The sequence below is a fragment of the Streptomyces sp. NBC_01351 genome (genome assembly GCF_036237315.1).
GTDB lineage: Bacteria > Actinomycetota > Actinomycetes > Streptomycetales > Streptomycetaceae > Streptomyces.
Genome location: NZ_CP108356.1, coordinates 3195322 through 3211280, shown reverse-complemented (window position 1 = coordinate 3211280; position 15959 = coordinate 3195322). Strand labels below are relative to the sequence as shown.

General features: G+C 73.1%; 15 protein-coding genes. 8 read left to right on the top strand and 7 right to left on the bottom strand.

From position 1 onward, the window contains the following. Positions 1–59: 59 nt before the first annotated feature. Together OG625_RS14370 and hutH are read left to right on the top strand one after the other, a co-directional pair. Positions 60–1175 carry a GGDEF domain-containing protein gene (locus tag OG625_RS14370; RefSeq protein ID WP_329380196.1) on the top strand — a complete coding sequence of 372 codons (1116 nt, stop codon included), beginning with the start codon at positions 60–62 and terminating at the stop codon, positions 1173–1175. Between the two features lie 433 nt (positions 1176–1608). Beyond that, positions 1609–3150, top strand: coding sequence for a histidine ammonia-lyase (gene hutH, locus OG625_RS14365; protein WP_329390667.1), 1542 nt, complete (start codon positions 1609–1611; stop codon positions 3148–3150). Positions 3151–3213: 63 nt separating this feature from the next. Here the strand turns inward: hutH and OG625_RS14360 are convergent, their stop codons facing one another. Further along, positions 3214–3546: a hypothetical protein gene (locus OG625_RS14360; RefSeq protein WP_329380193.1), complete on the bottom strand. Its 333-nt coding sequence runs from the start codon at positions 3544–3546 to the stop codon at positions 3214–3216. A gap of 155 nt (positions 3547–3701) precedes the next feature. Between OG625_RS14360 and OG625_RS14355 the strand changes: the two genes are divergently transcribed. The 3 genes from OG625_RS14355 (at position 3702) to OG625_RS14345 (ending at position 6484) form a co-directional block, all read left to right on the top strand. Continuing rightward, positions 3702–3995 (top strand): hypothetical protein, encoded by a 294-nt coding sequence (locus OG625_RS14355; RefSeq protein WP_329380190.1) that lies wholly within the window; start codon positions 3702–3704, stop codon positions 3993–3995. A 132-nt stretch (positions 3996–4127) separates the two neighbouring features. Further along, the gene (locus OG625_RS14350) at positions 4128–5396 is read left to right on the top strand and encodes a L,D-transpeptidase (RefSeq protein ID WP_329380187.1); all 1269 of its coding nucleotides are present in this window, start codon (positions 4128–4130) and stop codon (positions 5394–5396) included. Positions 5397–5527: 131 nt separating this feature from the next. After that, complete coding sequence (locus OG625_RS14345; RefSeq protein WP_329380185.1) at positions 5528–6484, top strand: GNAT family N-acetyltransferase; 957 nt, start codon at positions 5528–5530, stop codon at positions 6482–6484. Here the strand turns inward: OG625_RS14345 and OG625_RS14340 are convergent. Further along, positions 6474–7421, bottom strand: a complete 948-nt coding sequence (locus tag OG625_RS14340; RefSeq protein ID WP_329380182.1) for a helix-turn-helix transcriptional regulator — start codon at positions 7419–7421, stop codon at positions 6474–6476. The genes OG625_RS14345 and OG625_RS14340 overlap by 11 nt on opposite strands. A gap of 171 nt (positions 7422–7592) precedes the next feature. Between OG625_RS14340 and OG625_RS14335 the strand changes: the two genes are divergently transcribed. After that, positions 7593–8666: an NAD(P)-dependent alcohol dehydrogenase gene (locus OG625_RS14335; RefSeq protein ID WP_329380179.1), complete on the top strand. Its 1074-nt coding sequence runs from the start codon at positions 7593–7595 to the stop codon at positions 8664–8666. A gap of 118 nt (positions 8667–8784) precedes the next feature. Next, positions 8785–10965, top strand: a complete 2181-nt coding sequence (locus OG625_RS14330; RefSeq protein WP_329380176.1) for a sulfatase-like hydrolase/transferase — start codon at positions 8785–8787, stop codon at positions 10963–10965. A gap of 105 nt (positions 10966–11070) precedes the next feature. Here OG625_RS14330 and msrA read toward each other — a convergent pair whose 3' ends face one another. Then, positions 11071–11733, bottom strand: a complete 663-nt coding sequence (msrA, locus tag OG625_RS14325) for a peptide-methionine (S)-S-oxide reductase MsrA (RefSeq protein WP_329380173.1) — start codon at positions 11731–11733, stop codon at positions 11071–11073. A gap of 101 nt (positions 11734–11834) precedes the next feature. Beyond that, on the bottom strand, positions 11835–12944 hold the full coding sequence (locus OG625_RS14320; RefSeq protein WP_329380170.1) for a hypothetical protein: 1110 nt from the start codon (positions 12942–12944) through the stop codon (positions 11835–11837). A gap of 76 nt (positions 12945–13020) precedes the next feature. Here OG625_RS14320 and OG625_RS14315 point away from each other — a divergent pair, with 76 nt between their 5' ends. Then, positions 13021–14178, top strand: a complete 1158-nt coding sequence (locus tag OG625_RS14315) for a cystathionine gamma-synthase (protein WP_329380167.1) — start codon at positions 13021–13023, stop codon at positions 14176–14178. A 218-nt stretch (positions 14179–14396) separates the two neighbouring features. Here OG625_RS14315 and OG625_RS14310 read toward each other — a convergent pair whose 3' ends face one another. From OG625_RS14310 to OG625_RS14300, 3 genes are all read right to left on the bottom strand, one after another. Beyond that, positions 14397–14651: a hypothetical protein gene (locus OG625_RS14310; RefSeq protein WP_329380164.1), complete on the bottom strand. Its 255-nt coding sequence runs from the start codon at positions 14649–14651 to the stop codon at positions 14397–14399. Beyond that, complete coding sequence (locus OG625_RS14305; protein WP_329380161.1) at positions 14648–15055, bottom strand: sigma factor-like helix-turn-helix DNA-binding protein; 408 nt, start codon at positions 15053–15055, stop codon at positions 14648–14650. The genes OG625_RS14310 and OG625_RS14305 overlap by 4 nt, the downstream gene beginning before the upstream one ends. A 70-nt stretch (positions 15056–15125) precedes the next feature. Continuing rightward, positions 15126–15647 carry a MarR family winged helix-turn-helix transcriptional regulator gene (locus OG625_RS14300; protein WP_329380158.1) on the bottom strand — a complete coding sequence of 174 codons (522 nt, stop codon included), beginning with the start codon at positions 15645–15647 and terminating at the stop codon, positions 15126–15128. Positions 15648–15959: the final 312 nt, after the last annotated feature.

Below are 15959 nucleotides of genomic sequence, written 5' to 3'. Positions count from 1 at the left end.
CGGCACCTAAAGTCGCGCCAATTGTCACTAAATCGGACAAAACTCCCTAATCTGTGGTGATGGGAGTCAACGGGCGGCTACGAGCCGTGGTGGGCCTCGCGCAGGCGATGGCCGCGGCCTCCACGCCGCGGGACAGCGTGCGGGCGGCCGCGCGGGGGGCGAGGGCGGCGCTGGACGGGTCGTTCGCCGCGATCTCCGCGTGGGAACGGGAGCGGGGGCGCCTGCGGGTGCTCGTGAACGAGGGGGAGCGGCGGGCGGGGGAGGAGGAGTTCCCCGAGGACGAGTCCTACCCCGTGCACGACTTCCCCGAGATCACCGAGTTCCTGCACGAGCGCTGGGCGGGCGGCGGTGGCCCCCACGCCTGGGTCGAGAGCGGCGTCGGCGACCGCCCGGGGCGGCGGGGCGAGGCCCTGCGCCGGCGGGGGCGCGGGACGTGCGTGGTCGCGCCGATCGTGCTCAGCGGGCGGGCCTGGGGCGAGCTGTACGTCGCCCGGGACGAGGGGCTGCCCGACTTCGACGAGGACGACGCGGAGTTCGCGACCGTGCTCGCGGCGGTGGTCGCGGCCGGGCTCGCCCAGAACGAGCGGCTGGAGGAGGCCCGGCGGCTCGCCTTCACCGACCCGCTGACCGGGCTCGCGAACCGGCGGGCCGTCGACATGCGGCTCGACGAGGCCCTGGAGGAGCACCGGCGCACAGGGGCCGTGGTCAGCCTCGTCGTGTGTGACCTGAACGGCCTGAAGAAGGTCAACGACACGCTGGGCCACGCCATGGGCGACCGGCTGCTGGAGAGGTTCGGGTCGGTGCTGAGCCTGTGCGGGGCGATACTGCCCGGCGCGCTGGTGGCGCGGCTCGGCGGCGACGAGTTCTGCCTGGTCGGGGTCGGGCCGAGCGCGGACGAGGTCGTACGGGTCACCGAGGAGCTGTGCACGCGGGCCGCCGAGCTGGAGCTGGGGGAGGGGGTCGCCTGCGGGGTGGCCTCCACGGGGGATCCGATCGGGCCGGTGAAGTCCTCCCGGCGGCTGTTCCGGCTGGCGGACGCCGCCCAGTACAAGGCGAAGGCCGCGCGCTCCCCGAAGCCGGTCGTCGCGGGGCGCGACACCGCGGTGGTCCGCCTTGCGGACGCCGCCGCGGAGGCCGACTCGGGCGAGCGTCGCCGCTTCCGGGGCCGGCCGTAGCCCTCCCGGGCCGCTGCCCTCCCGGGCCGGGTGGGGCCGCCGCACCTGGCGGGCCCTGACAGTGCGGCGGGCCGCCCTGCTGGGGCTCCGCCCCAGACCCCGCGCCTCAAACGCCGGCGAGGCTGGGTTTGCCTCCGGTGGCACCTCAAACGCCGGCGAGGCTGGACTTGCCTCCGGTCGCGCCTTGGACGCCCGCGTGGTTGGGGGTTGCCTCCGGCGGCGCCTCAAACGCCGGCGGGGCTGGAATTCGCTTCGCAGATCCGACCCCGCCGGGCGCAAATCCAGCCCCTCCGGCGTTTGAGGAGCGGGGTACGGGGCGGAGCCCCGGGCTTTGGGCCGCACGCGCGACCCGTCCGCCCATGGTCGTAAGGGGCCCTGGTGGAAGTCACTAGTGACATGAAGGGATTCAGTCCGTACGCTGCTGAATATGGATATGCACACTGTCGTGGTGGGGACGTCCGGGACCACCGCCGAGGACGTCATCGCCGTCGCCCGCGGCAACGCACGGGTCGAGCTGTCCGCGGAGGCGCTCGACGCCCTCGCCCGCGCCCGCGAGATCGTCGAGGGCCTCGCCGCCAAGCCCGAGCCCGTCTACGGCGTGTCCACCGGGTTCGGTGCACTCGCCTCCCGGCACATCAGCCCCGAGCTGCGCGCCCAGCTCCAGCGCAACATCGTCCGCTCGCACGCCGCCGGCATGGGCCCGCGCGTCGAGCGGGAGGTCGTCCGCGCGCTGATGTTCCTCCGGCTCAAGACCGTGGCCTCCGGCCACACCGGCGTGCGGCCCTCGGTCGCGCAGACCATGGCCGACCTGCTCAACGCGGGCATCACCCCCGTCGTCCACGAGTACGGCTCCCTCGGCTGTTCCGGCGACCTTGCGCCGCTCTCCCACTGCGCGCTCGCGCTCATGGGCGAGGGCGACGCAGAGGGCCCCGACGGCACCGTCCGCCCCGCCGGCGAGCTGCTCGCCGAGGCCGGCATCGAGCCCGTCGAGCTCCGCGAGAAGGAGGGTCTCGCCCTCCTCAACGGCACCGACGGCATGCTCGGCATGCTGGTCATGGCCCTCGCCGACCTCGCCAAGCTGTACACCTCCGCCGACATCACCGCCGCGCTGACGCTGGAGGCGCTGCTCGGCACCGAGAAGGTGCTCCAGCCCGAGCTGCACGCCATCCGCCCGCACCCGGGCCAGGGTGCCTCCGCCGCGAACATGGCCGCCGTCCTGAAGGGTTCCGGGCTCACCGGGCACTTCCAGGAGGAGTCCGCCCCGCGCGTGCAGGACGCCTACTCGGTGCGCTGCGCCCCGCAGGTCGCCGGCGCGGGCCGCGACACCATGGCGCACGCCGCCCTGGTGGCCTCCCGCGAGCTGGCCGCCGCCGTCGACAATCCGGTGGTGCTGCCCGACGGGCGCGTGGAGTCCAACGGAAACTTCCACGGCGCCCCGGTCGCGTACGTCCTGGACTTCCTGGCCATCGCCGCCGCGGACCTGGGCTCGATCGCCGAGCGCCGCACCGACCGGCTGCTCGACAAGAACCGCTCGCACGGCCTGCCGCCGTTCCTCGCGGACGACGCCGGCGTGGACTCCGGTCTGATGATCGCCCAGTACACGCAGGCCGCCCTGGTCAGCGAGATGAAGCGGCTCGCGGTGCCGGCCTCCGCCGACTCGATCCCCTCCTCCGCCATGCAGGAGGACCACGTCTCCATGGGGTGGTCGGCCGCGCGCAAGCTCCGTACCGCCGTCGACAATCTGACCCGGATCATCGCGATCGAGATGTACGCGGCCACCCGGGCCATCGAACTGCGCCACGGGCTCACCCCGGCCCCCGCCAGCCGGGCGGCCATCGCGGCCGCCCGTGCGGCGGGTGTGCAGGGCCCCGGGCCGGATCGTTTCCTCGCCCCTGACCTGGCCGCCGCCGACGCGTTCATCCGTACGGGTGCTCTCGTCGCCGCGGTGGAAACGGAGACGGGTCCGCTCGCCTGACGGCCTGCCGTACGTGACGGAGGGCCGCCCGGGATGTTTCCCGGGCGGCCCTTCGCGTGGTGCTCAGAGGGCGCTGCGGGAGCGGTGTACGGAGAAGGTGACGAAGCCGGCCCCGATGCCGAGGAAGAGCGTGCCGCCCAGCAGGTAGGGCGTGGTGTCGGCGGAACCGGTGTCGGCCAGCATGAGGGGCGCCGGCTGCGGGGGAGGCGTAGCGGAATCCCCGCGCGCCCCCTGGGCCGTCGGCGCGGCCGAGGGCGCGGTGTTGGCGGCGGCGGGGGAGCCGGAGCGGCCCGCCGCGGGCCCGGGTGCGGTGGCGCCCGCCGAGGGCACGAACCACAGGGCGGTGAGGAGGGTGGTCGCTCCGAGAGCGGTGAGCAGCGGACGGCGTGCGGACACGGTGCGATCCCCCTTGCGGCTGCAGCGAATTGGCCGTGTGCGGTGATGCTACGGAAAGGGGCGGGTCGTGGGAAAGTCGGGGGTTCCTCGGGCTTACTCTCCGTCGTATGAACCCTTCTGAGACATCACGTTATGTACGACTTCGGGTAGATCTGGTGCTGGAGGTGCCGGACGCCCAGGCACTCACCGGAGCCGCGCTCGCACACATCGAGGCCGACGAGTTCATGCCGGACGAGGAGCGCGGCCACGCCGAAGCCGCCGTCAGGGAGGACGAGTCGGAGGCCCTCGCCTACCTCGTCGACCCCACCGACCTGGTCGCGGAGATCCCCGGAGTGGAGCTCGCCCAGGCCTCCTGGAGCAGCGAGCCCGTCGAATACGACCCCGAGTCGATGGAGTGGGACATCGACGAGGAAGATGGGGACTTCGACGAAGAACCCGACAACGCCTGACCGTGTGGTTGCCCACATCCCAACGGAATGTGGAACCGATCCGCGGCGTTCACGCGTTGTCAGGACGAGGCAGGGGGTCATTCCCCCTGCCCGGCCAACCCCGGGACGGCAGCCCCGGGGCTTCCGGCAACGATGGAGTGGCGTGTGAGGACGGACAGCAAGCGGCGGAGAAGGTCCTTGATGGGCATATCCGCCGTGCTCGGTGGCGTACTGGTGCTTTCTGCGTGCAGCGGCGGAGGCGGTGACACGCCGAAGGCGAGCGAGAGCAGCAAGTCCCAGGCGGACGTCGACGCGGCGGCGGCCAAGGACGCGTCCAAGGCCAAGATAACGATCACGCCGAAGGACGGCGCCACCAACGTCGGCCTCAACGACGCCACCACCGTCGCCGTCAGCGACGGCACGCTGACCGCCGTCGAGCTGAAGACCTCCGAGGGCACGGCCGTTGCCGGCAAGATCGCCGGCGACGGCAAGAGCTGGAAGCCCGACACCGCGCTGAAGCGCTCCACGAAGTACGCCCTGTCGGCGACCGCGAAGGACGACGCGGGCCGCGAGGCGCACGAGAACGCCTCCTTCACCACCGTCTCCCCGGAGAACAGCTTCGTCGGCTCGTTCATACCGGACGAGGGCCAGACGGTCGGCGTGGGCATGCCGGTCTCGATCACCTTCAACAAGGCGATCAAGGACAAGAAGGCCGTCCAGGCGGCCATCACGGTCTCCTCCAGCAGCGGCCAGGAAGTCGTCGGCCACTGGTTCGGCGCCCAGCGCCTGGACTTCCGTCCGGAGCAGTACTGGCAGGCGAACTCCACCGTCACGCTGAAGCTCGCGCTCGAAGGCGTGCAGGGTGCTCCCGGCGTCCAGGGCGTCCAGAACAAGACCGTGACCTTCAAGATCGGCCGCAGCCAGGTCTCCACGGTCGACGCGAAGTCGAAGAAGATGACGGTCACCCGGGACGGCGCGGTCGTCAAGACCATCCCGATCTCGGCGGGCGCCCCGGAGAACCCGACGTACAACGGCCAGATGGTGATCTCCGAGAAGTTCAAGGAGACCCGGATGAACGGTGCCACCGTCGGCTTCACGGACGACGACGGCAAGGGCGAGTACGACATCAAGGACGTCCCGCACGCGATGCGCCTGTCGACCTCGGGCACCTTCATCCACGGCAACTACTGGGGTGCGGACTCCGTCTTCGGCAGCGCCAACACCAGCCACGGCTGTGTCGGCCTGAACGACGTCAAGGGCGCGAACGACCCGAACCAGCCGGCGGCCTGGTTCTACGACAACTCACTCATCGGCGACGTGGTCACCGTGGTCAACTCCCCGGACAAGACCATCACGCCCGACAACGGCCTCAACGGCTGGAACATGAGCTGGGCGGACTGGAAGGCCGGCGCGGCCGTCTGACGCTCGCACCGAGCCACTGCGGAAGGCGGGGAACCTCTCGGAGGTTCCCCGCCTTCGGCGTTGCGCCGCGGCACCGTGACGGTCACCGAAAACCCGAGCGGCGGGGCGGGGGCCCGTCTAGGGTCCGGTGCATGATGATCAGATCCCTCGCCGTGCCCCCGTCCGACGCCGACGTGGACGCCTGGACGGCGGTCCTCGCCGCCGCGCAGGGCGCCGACCTGCCGCAGCTGCCGCCGCCGTCCCGGGTGGAGGTCGCCGGGCGCCTGTGCGTCGCGCCGGCGCGCGGGCGCGCCGCGCTGTGGGCGGCCGACGAGGGCGCGGGCGTGGCGGGTCTGCTCCTGTTCACGGACGAGACCAACGCGCACACCGCGTTCCTGGACGTGCTGGCCGTACGCCCGGACGCGCGCCGCCGGGGCGTCGGCACGGCCCTGTGGCAGCGGGTCCGCGAGGAACTCCTCGCCCAGGGCCGGACGTCGGTCTCCACGCTCGTGGACCTGGGCAGCCCCGGGCAGGCGTTCGCCGAGTCCCTCGGGTTCGAGAACGTCCTGCCGATGGCCTGGTACGTACAGGACGTGCCCCGGCAGCAGCCGGACCCGGAACCCGCGCCCGGCTACGAACTCCTGACCTGGCACGGCCTGGTGCCCGAGGAATGGGCGCAGGCGGCCGCCGTGGCCCACGGGGCGATGGAGGACGCGCCGATGGGGGACGTCGACGAGCAGTTCGAGGCCTGGTCGGCCGGGCGGCTGCACGCCGCGTACCAGCTGATCCTCGACCGGGGCGGCGAGATCACCACGGTCGCCGCCGTGACCGCGCAGGGTGAGGTGGCGGCGTACACGGAGCTCGTCCTGCCCGATCCCGCCGGCCCGCGCGCTCTCCAGTACGACACGGTCGTCGTCCCCGCCCACCGGGGCCACGGCCTCGGCCTCGCGGTGAAGCGGGGCATGCTGGCGTCGGCCGCGCGGCGGTATCCGGCCCTGGCGCGGATCGCCACGACGGTGGCGGACGAGAACACCCCCATGCTCCGGGTGAACGAGGCCCTGGGCTACCGCCGCGAGCGCGGCACGGGGTACTTCCAGCTCAAGCTGTAGCGGCCGGGTCCCATGCCGCGGCCCCCTCCTCGGGGGTCGCGGGGTTCGCGGCGATCGCGGGGGCCTTGGCGGCTCCGGGAGCCTCGGGGGCCTCGGGGGCCGACCACGACGCCAGCAGCCGCAGTGCGTCCGCGGACGGGGAGCCCGGCGCCGCGTGGAAGGCCACCAGGTACTGCGCCGGATCGTCCGGCAGCCGCAGCGTCTGGAAGGACAGCTCCAACTCGCCCACCAGCGGATGCCGCAGCCGCTTCACCCCGTGCGTCTTGTCGGCCACCGTGTGCGCCGCCCACAGCCGCCGGAACTCCTCGTTCTTCACCGACAACTCCCCGACCAGCGCGGACAGCTGCTCGTCGTCCGGGTTCTCGCCGGCGTACATCCGCAGGTTGCTGACGACCTCGCACGCCCGGCACTCCCAGTCCACCAACAGCTCGGCCGTCGCCGGGTCCAGGAACACCAGCCGCACCAGGTTCCGCTCCTGCGCCGGCAGCTTCCCGAAGTCCCCGAAGACCGCCGCCGCCAGCCGGTTCCAGCCGATGACGTCCTGCCGGCGCCCCACCAGATAGGCCGGTACGCCCTCCATCGCGTCCAGCAGCGCCCGCAGCTCCGGCCGCGCCTGCTGGGGGCGGTGGCCCTGGCGGCGCCTGCGCGCCTTCGGGCGGGCCAGGTGGGTCAGGTGCGCCTGCTCGGTGCCGTCGAGGCGCAGGGCGCGCGCGATGGCGTCCAGCACCTCCGCGGACACGTTGTGCCCGGCGCCCTGCTCCAGCCGCGTGTAGTACGCGACGGAGACCCCGGCCAGCTGCGCCAGCTCCTCGCGGCGCAACCCGGGGACGCGCCGGTGGCGCCCGTAGTCGGGCAGGCCCACGTCCGAGGGGCGCAGCCGGGCCCGTCGGGAGCGGAGGAACTCGCCGAGCTCGGCACGCTGATCAAGCTGGTCCATACGCCCAGTATCACCGGGCGGACCGGTATGGCGCGGGGCTGAGCCTGACCCCGCCAGTGGTACGTACGCCAGTCCTAGGCAGGACAGGGGGCTGGGTGCCGGCCACGAGGCCGGGCAGTCTGGACCCCGTCACCACCCAGCGTCACCGCGCGTCATCGCCGAGGAGCACCCATGTCCGCCACGCCCGCCACGCCCGCCACGTCTGTCACCCGGGTCGCCGCCTACGCCGCCCCCGCTCCCAAGGCCCCGCTGGAGCGCACCACCGTTCCGCGCCGCCCCGTCGGCGAGCACGACGTCCTCATCGACATCAAGTACGCCGGCATCTGCCACTCCGACATCCACCAGGTGCGCGACGGCTGGGGCAAAGGCATCTACCCCATGGTCCCCGGCCACGAGATCGCCGGTGTCGTCACCGAAGTCGGTCCGGGCGTCACCAAATTCGCGGTCGGTGACCGCGTCGGCGTCGGCTGCTTCGTCGACTCCTGCCGTGAGTGCGAGTACTGCCTGCGCGGGGACGAGCAGTTCTGCGTCAAGGGCATGACCGGCACCTACAACGCCCTCGACCAGAACGGCGACCCCACGTACGGCGGGTACTCCACCCACGTCGTCGTCGACGAGAACTACACCGTCCGCATTCCCGACGGCCTCGCCCTCGACGTCGCCGCCCCGCTGCTGTGCGCCGGCATCACCCTCTACTCCCCGCTCAAGCACTGGCACGCGGGCCCCGGCAAGAAGGTCGCGGTCGTCGGCCTCGGCGGCCTCGGCCACATGGGCGTGAAGATCGCGGCGGCGCTGGGCGCGGAGGTCACCGTCCTGTCGCAGTCGCTGCGCAAGCGGGAGGACGGCCTGAAGCTGGGCGCCTCCCACTACTACGCCACCAGCGACGAGACCACCTTCGAGCAGCTGGCCGGCACCTTCGACCTGATCCTGTCGACCGTCTCCGCGCCGCTCGGCCTGGACGCGTACCTCCGCCTGCTGAAGGTCGACGGCGCCCTGGTGAACGTCGGCGCCCCGGAGGAGCCCGTCGCGCTCAACCTCTTCTCGGTCATCGGCGGCCGCAAGACCCTCGCCGGATCGATGATCGGCGGGATCGCCGAGACCCAGGAGATGCTGGACTTCTGCGCCGAACACGGCCTGGGCGCGGAGATCGAGCTGATCGCCGCCGACGGGATCAACGAGGCGTACGAGCGGGTCCTGTCGAGCGACGTCCGCTACCGCTTCGTGATCGACGCCTCGACGATCTGAGCGAGCGAGCGCGGGCGGGCGGGCGGGCGTCACACGATCTTCATGCCCCGTGCATGGCCCCGGCGCCGCGGGCTGCGGATGATCAATCCAACCCCCTGTCGCAGCCGAGGAGTTCAAGATGTCCAGCCGCCGCCATTTCCTCGCCGGATCCGCGGCCGCCGCCGGTCTCGCCGCCGTGCCGCAGCTCACGGCGGCGGCCCCGGCGGCGGCCACGACGGCAGCCGGCACACCCGGCCCGCCCCACCTGGTGGTGATCCTGGCCGACGACCTCGGCTACGGCGACCTGGGTGCGTACGGCCAGAAACTGATCAGCACCCCGCGCATCGACCAACTCGCCGCCGAGGGGCTCCGGTTCACCGACGCCTACTCCGCGGCCGCCGTCTGCGCCCCCTCCCGCGCCGCCCTGCTCACCGGCCTGCACACCGGCCACGCCGCCGTCCGCGCCAACCCCTCCAGCGGCGGCCAGGGCAGCCTCGGCGCCGGGGACACCACCTTCGCGGAGGTGCTGCGCGCGCGTGGCTACCGTACGGGCCTGTTCGGCAAGTGGGGCTTCGGTCCCGAGGCCGCGGACCAGCCCAGCCACCCGGGCGCGCGCGGCTTCGAGGAGTTCTACGGGTACATCGACCACAGCCACGCCCACCAGTACTACCCGACCTACCTCTGGCACAACGGCGCCAAGGAGACCGTCCCGACGGGCACCTTCGCCCCCACCGCGATCGCCGAGCGCGCGCTCGGCTTCATCGACGCCCACGCCGCCGGACCCGACCCCTTCCTGCTCTACCTGGCCCCGAACCTGCCGCACGCGCCGAGCGACATCCCCGACGTCGGCGCGTACGCCTCGCAGTCGTGGACGCAGGCGAACAAGGCGCACGCGGCGCAGATCAGCCTCCTCGACGCGCAGGTCGGCGCGGTCGTGGACCGGCTGAAGGCGCTGGGGATCGCCAACCGGACCGTGGTCCTGGTGGCCTCCGACAACGGCCCGCACGAGGAAGGCGGCGTGAACCCCGACCTCTTCGACGCGAACGGCCCGCTGCGCGGCTACAAGCGCAACCTGTACGAGGGCGGCGTACGCGTCCCGCTGATCGCCTGGGCCCCGGGCCGGATCGCCGCGGGCACCACCAGCGCCCGCCCCACCCCGCTGTACGACGTCCTGCCCACCCTCGCCGAGCTGGCGGGCGGTGCCCCGGCCCCCTCGGACATCGACGGCCTCTCGGCGGCCCCGGTCCTGAACGGCGCACCCGCCCTCGCCCCGCTCCACAACCACCTGTACTGGTACCGCGACGAGCAGGGCGTCACCAGCCGGGCGAACACGGTGGACGGCGGCCGGGCGAAGCAGGTGGCGGAGGCGATCCGCAAGGACCACTGGAAGGCCGTACGGTTCGCCCCGGCGCGGGACCGTACCGTGGCGGACTCGAAGTGGGAGTTCGAGCTCTACAACCTGACGACGGACCTCGCCGAGAAGAACGACGTGGCGGCGAAGAACCCGTCGGTGGTCTCGTCCCTGACGGCCCTGCTCCGCGCCTCGTGGTCGGACACGTACGTGCGCCGCGCGTGGGGCCTCACGGCGACCGTGGACGCGGTGGCCTCGACGCTCACCACGACCGTCTCGAACGGCACGACCCGCCCCTGGCCGGACGTCCGCGTCACCCTCCCGCTCCCGTCGGGCTGGACGGCTACGCCGACGACCGCGACGACCGCGCTCTCCCTCGGCCCCGGCGAGTCCTTGACCACGACGTGGAAGGTCGCCCCGCCTTCGGCGGCTCCTGTCCTGCTCGTCCCGGAGGCCACCACCTCGTCCGCCCTCCGCTTCACGGCGCCCACCCGCTACACACCGCTCCCGGCCCCGCCCACGCAGGACAGCTACCTCAGCGACCTCCCGTGGGTCTCGGCCACCAACGGCTGGGGCCCGGTGGAGATCGACCGCTCCAACGGCAAGCAGGCGGCGGGCGACGGCACCCCGATCGCCTTCGGCGGCGTCACGTACCCCAAGGGCTTGGGCGTCCACGCCCCCTCGGAGATCGTCTACCACCTCGGCGGCCGGGCGTCCCGCTTCACGGCGCTCGTCGGCATCGACGACTTCTCGACGAAGCAGTCCTCGGCCGGCGCCACCCGCGCCATCGTCCGCGGCGACGGCCGCACCCTCCTCACCACCCCCACCCTCACGGGCGCGAGCGGCCCCACGGCCATCGACCTCGACGTCACGGGCATCCGCCTCCTCCACCTGGTGGTGGAGGACGCCAACGCCCGCTCCTCGTACGACCACACGTCCTGGGCCTCGGCCCACGTGACGGTGGTCTGACGGGGCCCGGCCCCCGGGCAGGCGCCGACGGCTACAGGGAGTCGTACGGCGGGGCCGTGTGGCCGCCTTGGAAGCCCGCCGGGTCACGGGCAGTCGCCCGCTGTGTCACTCCGCCGCGGCGATGCCGATCGGGCAGCTCACGCCCGTGCCGCCGATTCCGCAGTAGCCGCCCGGATTGCGGTCCAAGTACTGCTGGTGATGTGCCTCCGCCGGCCAGAACGGGCGGTCCGTGGCCGGGAGGATCGCCGTCGTGATCTGGGCGTGGCCCGAGGACGTGAGGACCTGCTGGTAGGTCTCGCGGGAGGCTTCCGCCGTCTGCTGGTGGGCGGGGGAGTGGGTGTAGACCGCCGAGCGGTACTGGGTGCCGACGTCGTTGCCCTGGCGGAAGCCCTGCGTGGGGTTGTGGGACTCCCAGAACAGCTTCAGGAGGGCGGAGTAGGAGACCTGCGTCGGGTCGAAGACCACGCGGACGACCTCCGTGTGGCCGGTCTGGCCCGAGCAGACCTCCTCGTACGTCGGGTTCTCGGTGAAACCGCCCTGGTAGCCGGCCAGGGTGGTCCAGACCCCGGGGGTCTGCCAGAACTTGCGCTCCGCGCCCCAGAAGCAGCCCAGGCCGAAGTCGGCCACTTCCAGGTGCGCGGGATACGGGCCGGCCAGCGGGTTGCCGAGGACCGTGTGCTTCTCGGGCAGGGTGAACAGCGGCTCCGCGCGGCCCGTCAGGGCCTCCTCGCGAGTGGGGAGCTCGGGCGTGCGGCGGTACGAGAACATGGTTCGCCTCCTTCGGTACCCCCTCAACGGAAAGGGGCGGGCCGGGATTCCCCGCCCCCGCCCCGCCCCGCCCCCGCCCCGCGCCTCGCCCGCCCGCAGGGCTACCGCGGCAGCGTCGCAGGGGAGCCGCCGTTCGCCTCGTAGCCCGCCACCGCCAGCGCGCGGAACACGGCGTAGTGCGCGGCCGGGTCCGGCGAGGCCGACCACGGCAGGGCGCCCACGTAGCCGTCCACGTGCCGCACCTGCTCCATCGCCTCCGCCCAGCGCTCCATGTTCACCAGGAACGACAGCAGCAGGTGCCGTACGTGCGCCAGCATCGGGTCGTCCGGCCGCGCAGTGTGCACCGCGTACAGCGCGCCCTCCACCGCCCGCGTCACCACCGCGCTCTGGTAGAAGCTGCCGGTCAGGACCACGTCCGGGAGGTTCTCGTACACCGAGAACAGCGGCAGCGCAGCCAGCAGCGACCCCTGCGGCGCACGCGCGGCGGCCGCGTGCGCGAAGGCGTCCGCCTTCTCCCGCGAGCCGTGCCACTTCTCGCACCAGTAGTGCAGGGCCGCCAGGTGCGCGCCCATGTGCGCCGGCGCCCGGTCGATGACCTTCGCCCACAGCACGTCGAACTCCGCCTCCGAGTACGCCAGGCCGCGCGCGATCGCCAGCTCCGTGATGTACGGGACCGGGTCGCCCGGCGCCAGCAGCCCCGCCTTGCGGCAGGCCTCGCGGGCCTCCTCCAGGATGATCCGGTGATCGGACGAACCCACGCCGCCCGAGGCGCGCCACGCCTGCTGCACCAGCAGCTCCGCGTGCACCTGCGCGCCGCCCGCGTCCTTCTCCGCCTCCAGCCGCCACGCCTTCAGCCACTGCGCGCCCACACCCGGCTGCTGTACGAGCTCCAGCGCCGCTGACCCGCCGAACGCCTGCACGCGCTGCCAGCGCTGCTCGCCCTCGACCGGGGTCCCGGCGAGCAGCTGCGACGCCGCCTGCCACTGGGCGGTGCGCTGCACGTTGTCGAGGGCGTCCATCAGGTCCTGGTCGGGCCCGGGGATCCGGATGTCGAGGTCTTCCTGCCGGTCGAATCCGTAGTCCGCCGGGTCGGCCGCGTCAGGGCTGCCCGGCGCGACCAGCCGCAGACTTCCGCCGCGCTTGCGCCGTACGAACACACCGACGATGACCGCGAGCCAGCCGATCGCGAACAGCAACCACAGAATCTCCATGCCACAAGCGAACCAGACCGAGGGGGCCGCAGGCCAATAGGGGGCCCGGTCCGGGGCTGGGCATAGCATTCGGACCATGAGCGACGACAGCCACGAGCACCAGAGCTTCGAGACCCGCGCGATCCACGCGGGCAACACGGCGGACCCGCTGACCGGCGCGGTCGTACCCCCGATCTACCAGGTTTCCACCTACAAGCAGGACGGCGTCGGCGGCCTGCGCGGCGGCTACGAGTACAGCCGCAGCGCCAACCCGACCCGCACCGCGCTGGAGGAGAACCTCGCGGCACTGGAGGGCGGCAGCCGCGGGCTCGCCTTCGCGTCCGGGCTCGCCGCCGAGGACTGCCTCCTGCGCACGCTGCTCTCCCCGGGCGACCACGTGGTCATCCCGAACGACGCGTACGGCGGCACCTTCCGACTCTTCGCGAAGGTCGTCTCCCGCTGGGGCGTGGAGTGGTCGGTGGCCGACACCTCCGACGCGGAGTCCGTACGGGCCGCGCTCACCCCGAAGACCAAGGTCATCTGGGTCGAGACCCCGTCGAACCCGCTGCTCGGCATCACCGACATCGCCGTCGTCGCCGACATCGCGCGGACGGCCGGCGCGAAGCTGGTCGTGGACAACACCTTCGCCTCCCCCTACCTCCAGCAGCCCCTCGCGCTCGGCGCGGACGTGGTCGTGCACTCGCTGACGAAGTACATGGGCGGGCACTCGGACGTCGTCGGCGGCGCGCTGGTCACGGCGGACGCGGCGCTCGGCGAGGAACTCGCCTACCACCAGAACGCGATGGGCGCGGTGGCCGGGCCCTTCGACTCGTGGATCGTGCTGCGCGGCATCAAGACGCTGGCCGTCCGAATGGACCGGCACGCGGAGAACGCGGCGAAGGTCGTCGAGCTGCTGGCCCGCCACCCGAAGGTGCACAAGGTCCTCTACCCGGGCCTGCCGGAGCACCCGGGCCACGAGGTCGCCGCGAAGCAGATGCGGAACTTCGGCGGCATGGTGTCCTTCCAGGTCGTGGGCGGCGAGGAGGCGGCGGTCGAGGTCTGCAACCGCGCGAAGCTCTTCACCCTCGGGGAGTCCCTGGGCGGCGTCGAGTCCCTGATCGAGCACCCGGGGCGGATGACGCACGCGTCGGCGGCCGGGTCGGCGCTGGAGGTCCCGGCGGACCTGGTCCGGCTGTCGGTGGGCATCGAGAACGCGGACGACCTCCTGGCGGACCTGACCCAGGCCCTGGGCTGACGCCCCTCCCCACCGGGCCCCGCCCGGGCCCGGTGGGGACCCCTGTGCAGGGGTGCGGCGCCACTGCCGGGGCTCAGCCCCGGACCCCGCGAGGCTGGAAGTGGCGCTCCGCGGCACCCTGGGCTCCGCCCAGACCCGCTCCTCAAACGCCGGAGGGGCTGGACTTGGCCGGCGCCGCCGAGCGTAAATCCAGCCCCGCCGGCGTTCGAGGCGCGGGGTTACCAGCCCTCCAGCGGTGGGGAGATGCCGCTCGGCGGGGTCGCCCAGGGGCGGGTCAGGGTCGCCCAGACGGTGAAGGCGACCACCGCCGCGATGAGCAGCATCCAGCCCAGGCGCCGCACTGCGCGACGGCGGCGCAGCAGCCGGTCACCGCGGGCCGCCGCGCCCGAGGCGAGGCCCGGCGGGACCACCGGGTACGGGCCCTCCAGCAGGCGCCGCACCTGGGCCTCCTTGCGGTCCGGGAGCCCGCTCACCGCAGCTCCGCCACGGCCCGGTTGCACAGCACGCGGACCCGTTCCGCCGGCAGGCCCAGCTGCGCAGCCGTGACTTCCTCCGCGACCCCTTCGTAGATCCGCAGGACGAGTACGAGCCGCTCCAGCGGGCTCAGCCGGGCCAGCACCCCGCCGCCCCGGTGGTGCCGCCACGCGGTACGGGCGAACGCGGCGCACAGTTCCTGGCGGGTGAAGTCGTACGGGTCGTCCCCGCGCACGCGCTGCCAGTGCGCGTACGTACGGGCCAGCGCGCCCGCCAGCAGCCTTCGGGCCGTCTCCGGTTCGCCCGTCAGCAGGATCGCGACGTGCAGGAGCCGCCCCGCCGCGCCCGCGACGAAGGTCTCGAACTCCGCGTAGGGGCTCGTCCGTTGGTCCAACGCCCGCATGGGTCACATAGTGCGGGCAGCGGGACCGTCCAGGTCAAGGGGTCGGACGGTCAGGAGGGGTCGGGAAGGGTCAGGAGGCCGGGCCGGCGTCGGCCACGGCCGCCATCAGCTCGGAGAGCGACAGGTTGAAGCGCGTCAGCAGCGCCGTGAAGGACTCGCGCTCCTCCTCGGACCACCCCTCCGTCACCCGCGCCATCAGCTCGCGCCGCGAGGAACGGACCTCCTCCAGCCGGGTCAACCCCCGCGGGGACAGCGCCAGGACCACGGCCCGGCCGTCCTCGGGGTGCGAAGTCCGCTTGACCAGGCCGCTGTCGACGAGCGGCGCGACCTGCCGGGTGACCGTGGAGGAGTCGATGCCCATGCCGCCGGCGAGCGCCTTGACGCCCATCGGGCCCTCCAGGTCGAGCCGGTTCAGCAGCAGGTACGCGGCCCGGTCCATGGAGTTGCGGGCCTGGCCGACGCCGCCCAGGCGGGTCTGCTCGGCACGGCGCGCGAAGACGGCGACCTGGTGCTGGAGCGCGTCGAGGAGGCCCGCTCCGGCAGGCGCGTTCTGCGCCGCGGGCAGGTCGGAATTGGCCGGGGATGAAGGCATGGCCGTGGGCTCTCTTCGCGTGGGTCCGACAAGGATGGGGGACAGAGTACGCGGCCGTGCGGCGGCTCGTACGCCCTGTTTGACAACTGATACGGCCGGTGCGGAGCGCGCCTCCGGGCCCGCCCCGGCATGGCCGGATTTCGCCCCGCCGCGTGCCCGGTCCGGGCTCTGCTTCCGGTTTGCCGCCCGCGGCCGGGGCCGGGGGTTCCGCCGGGGCCGGGCGCACGCCGGGGCCTCTCCTCGGACGCCGAACGTTTCCAGGGGTCGGAGGGCCGAGGGTGGTTGTGTTCGGCGTCCTGCGGGGAGGCCCCG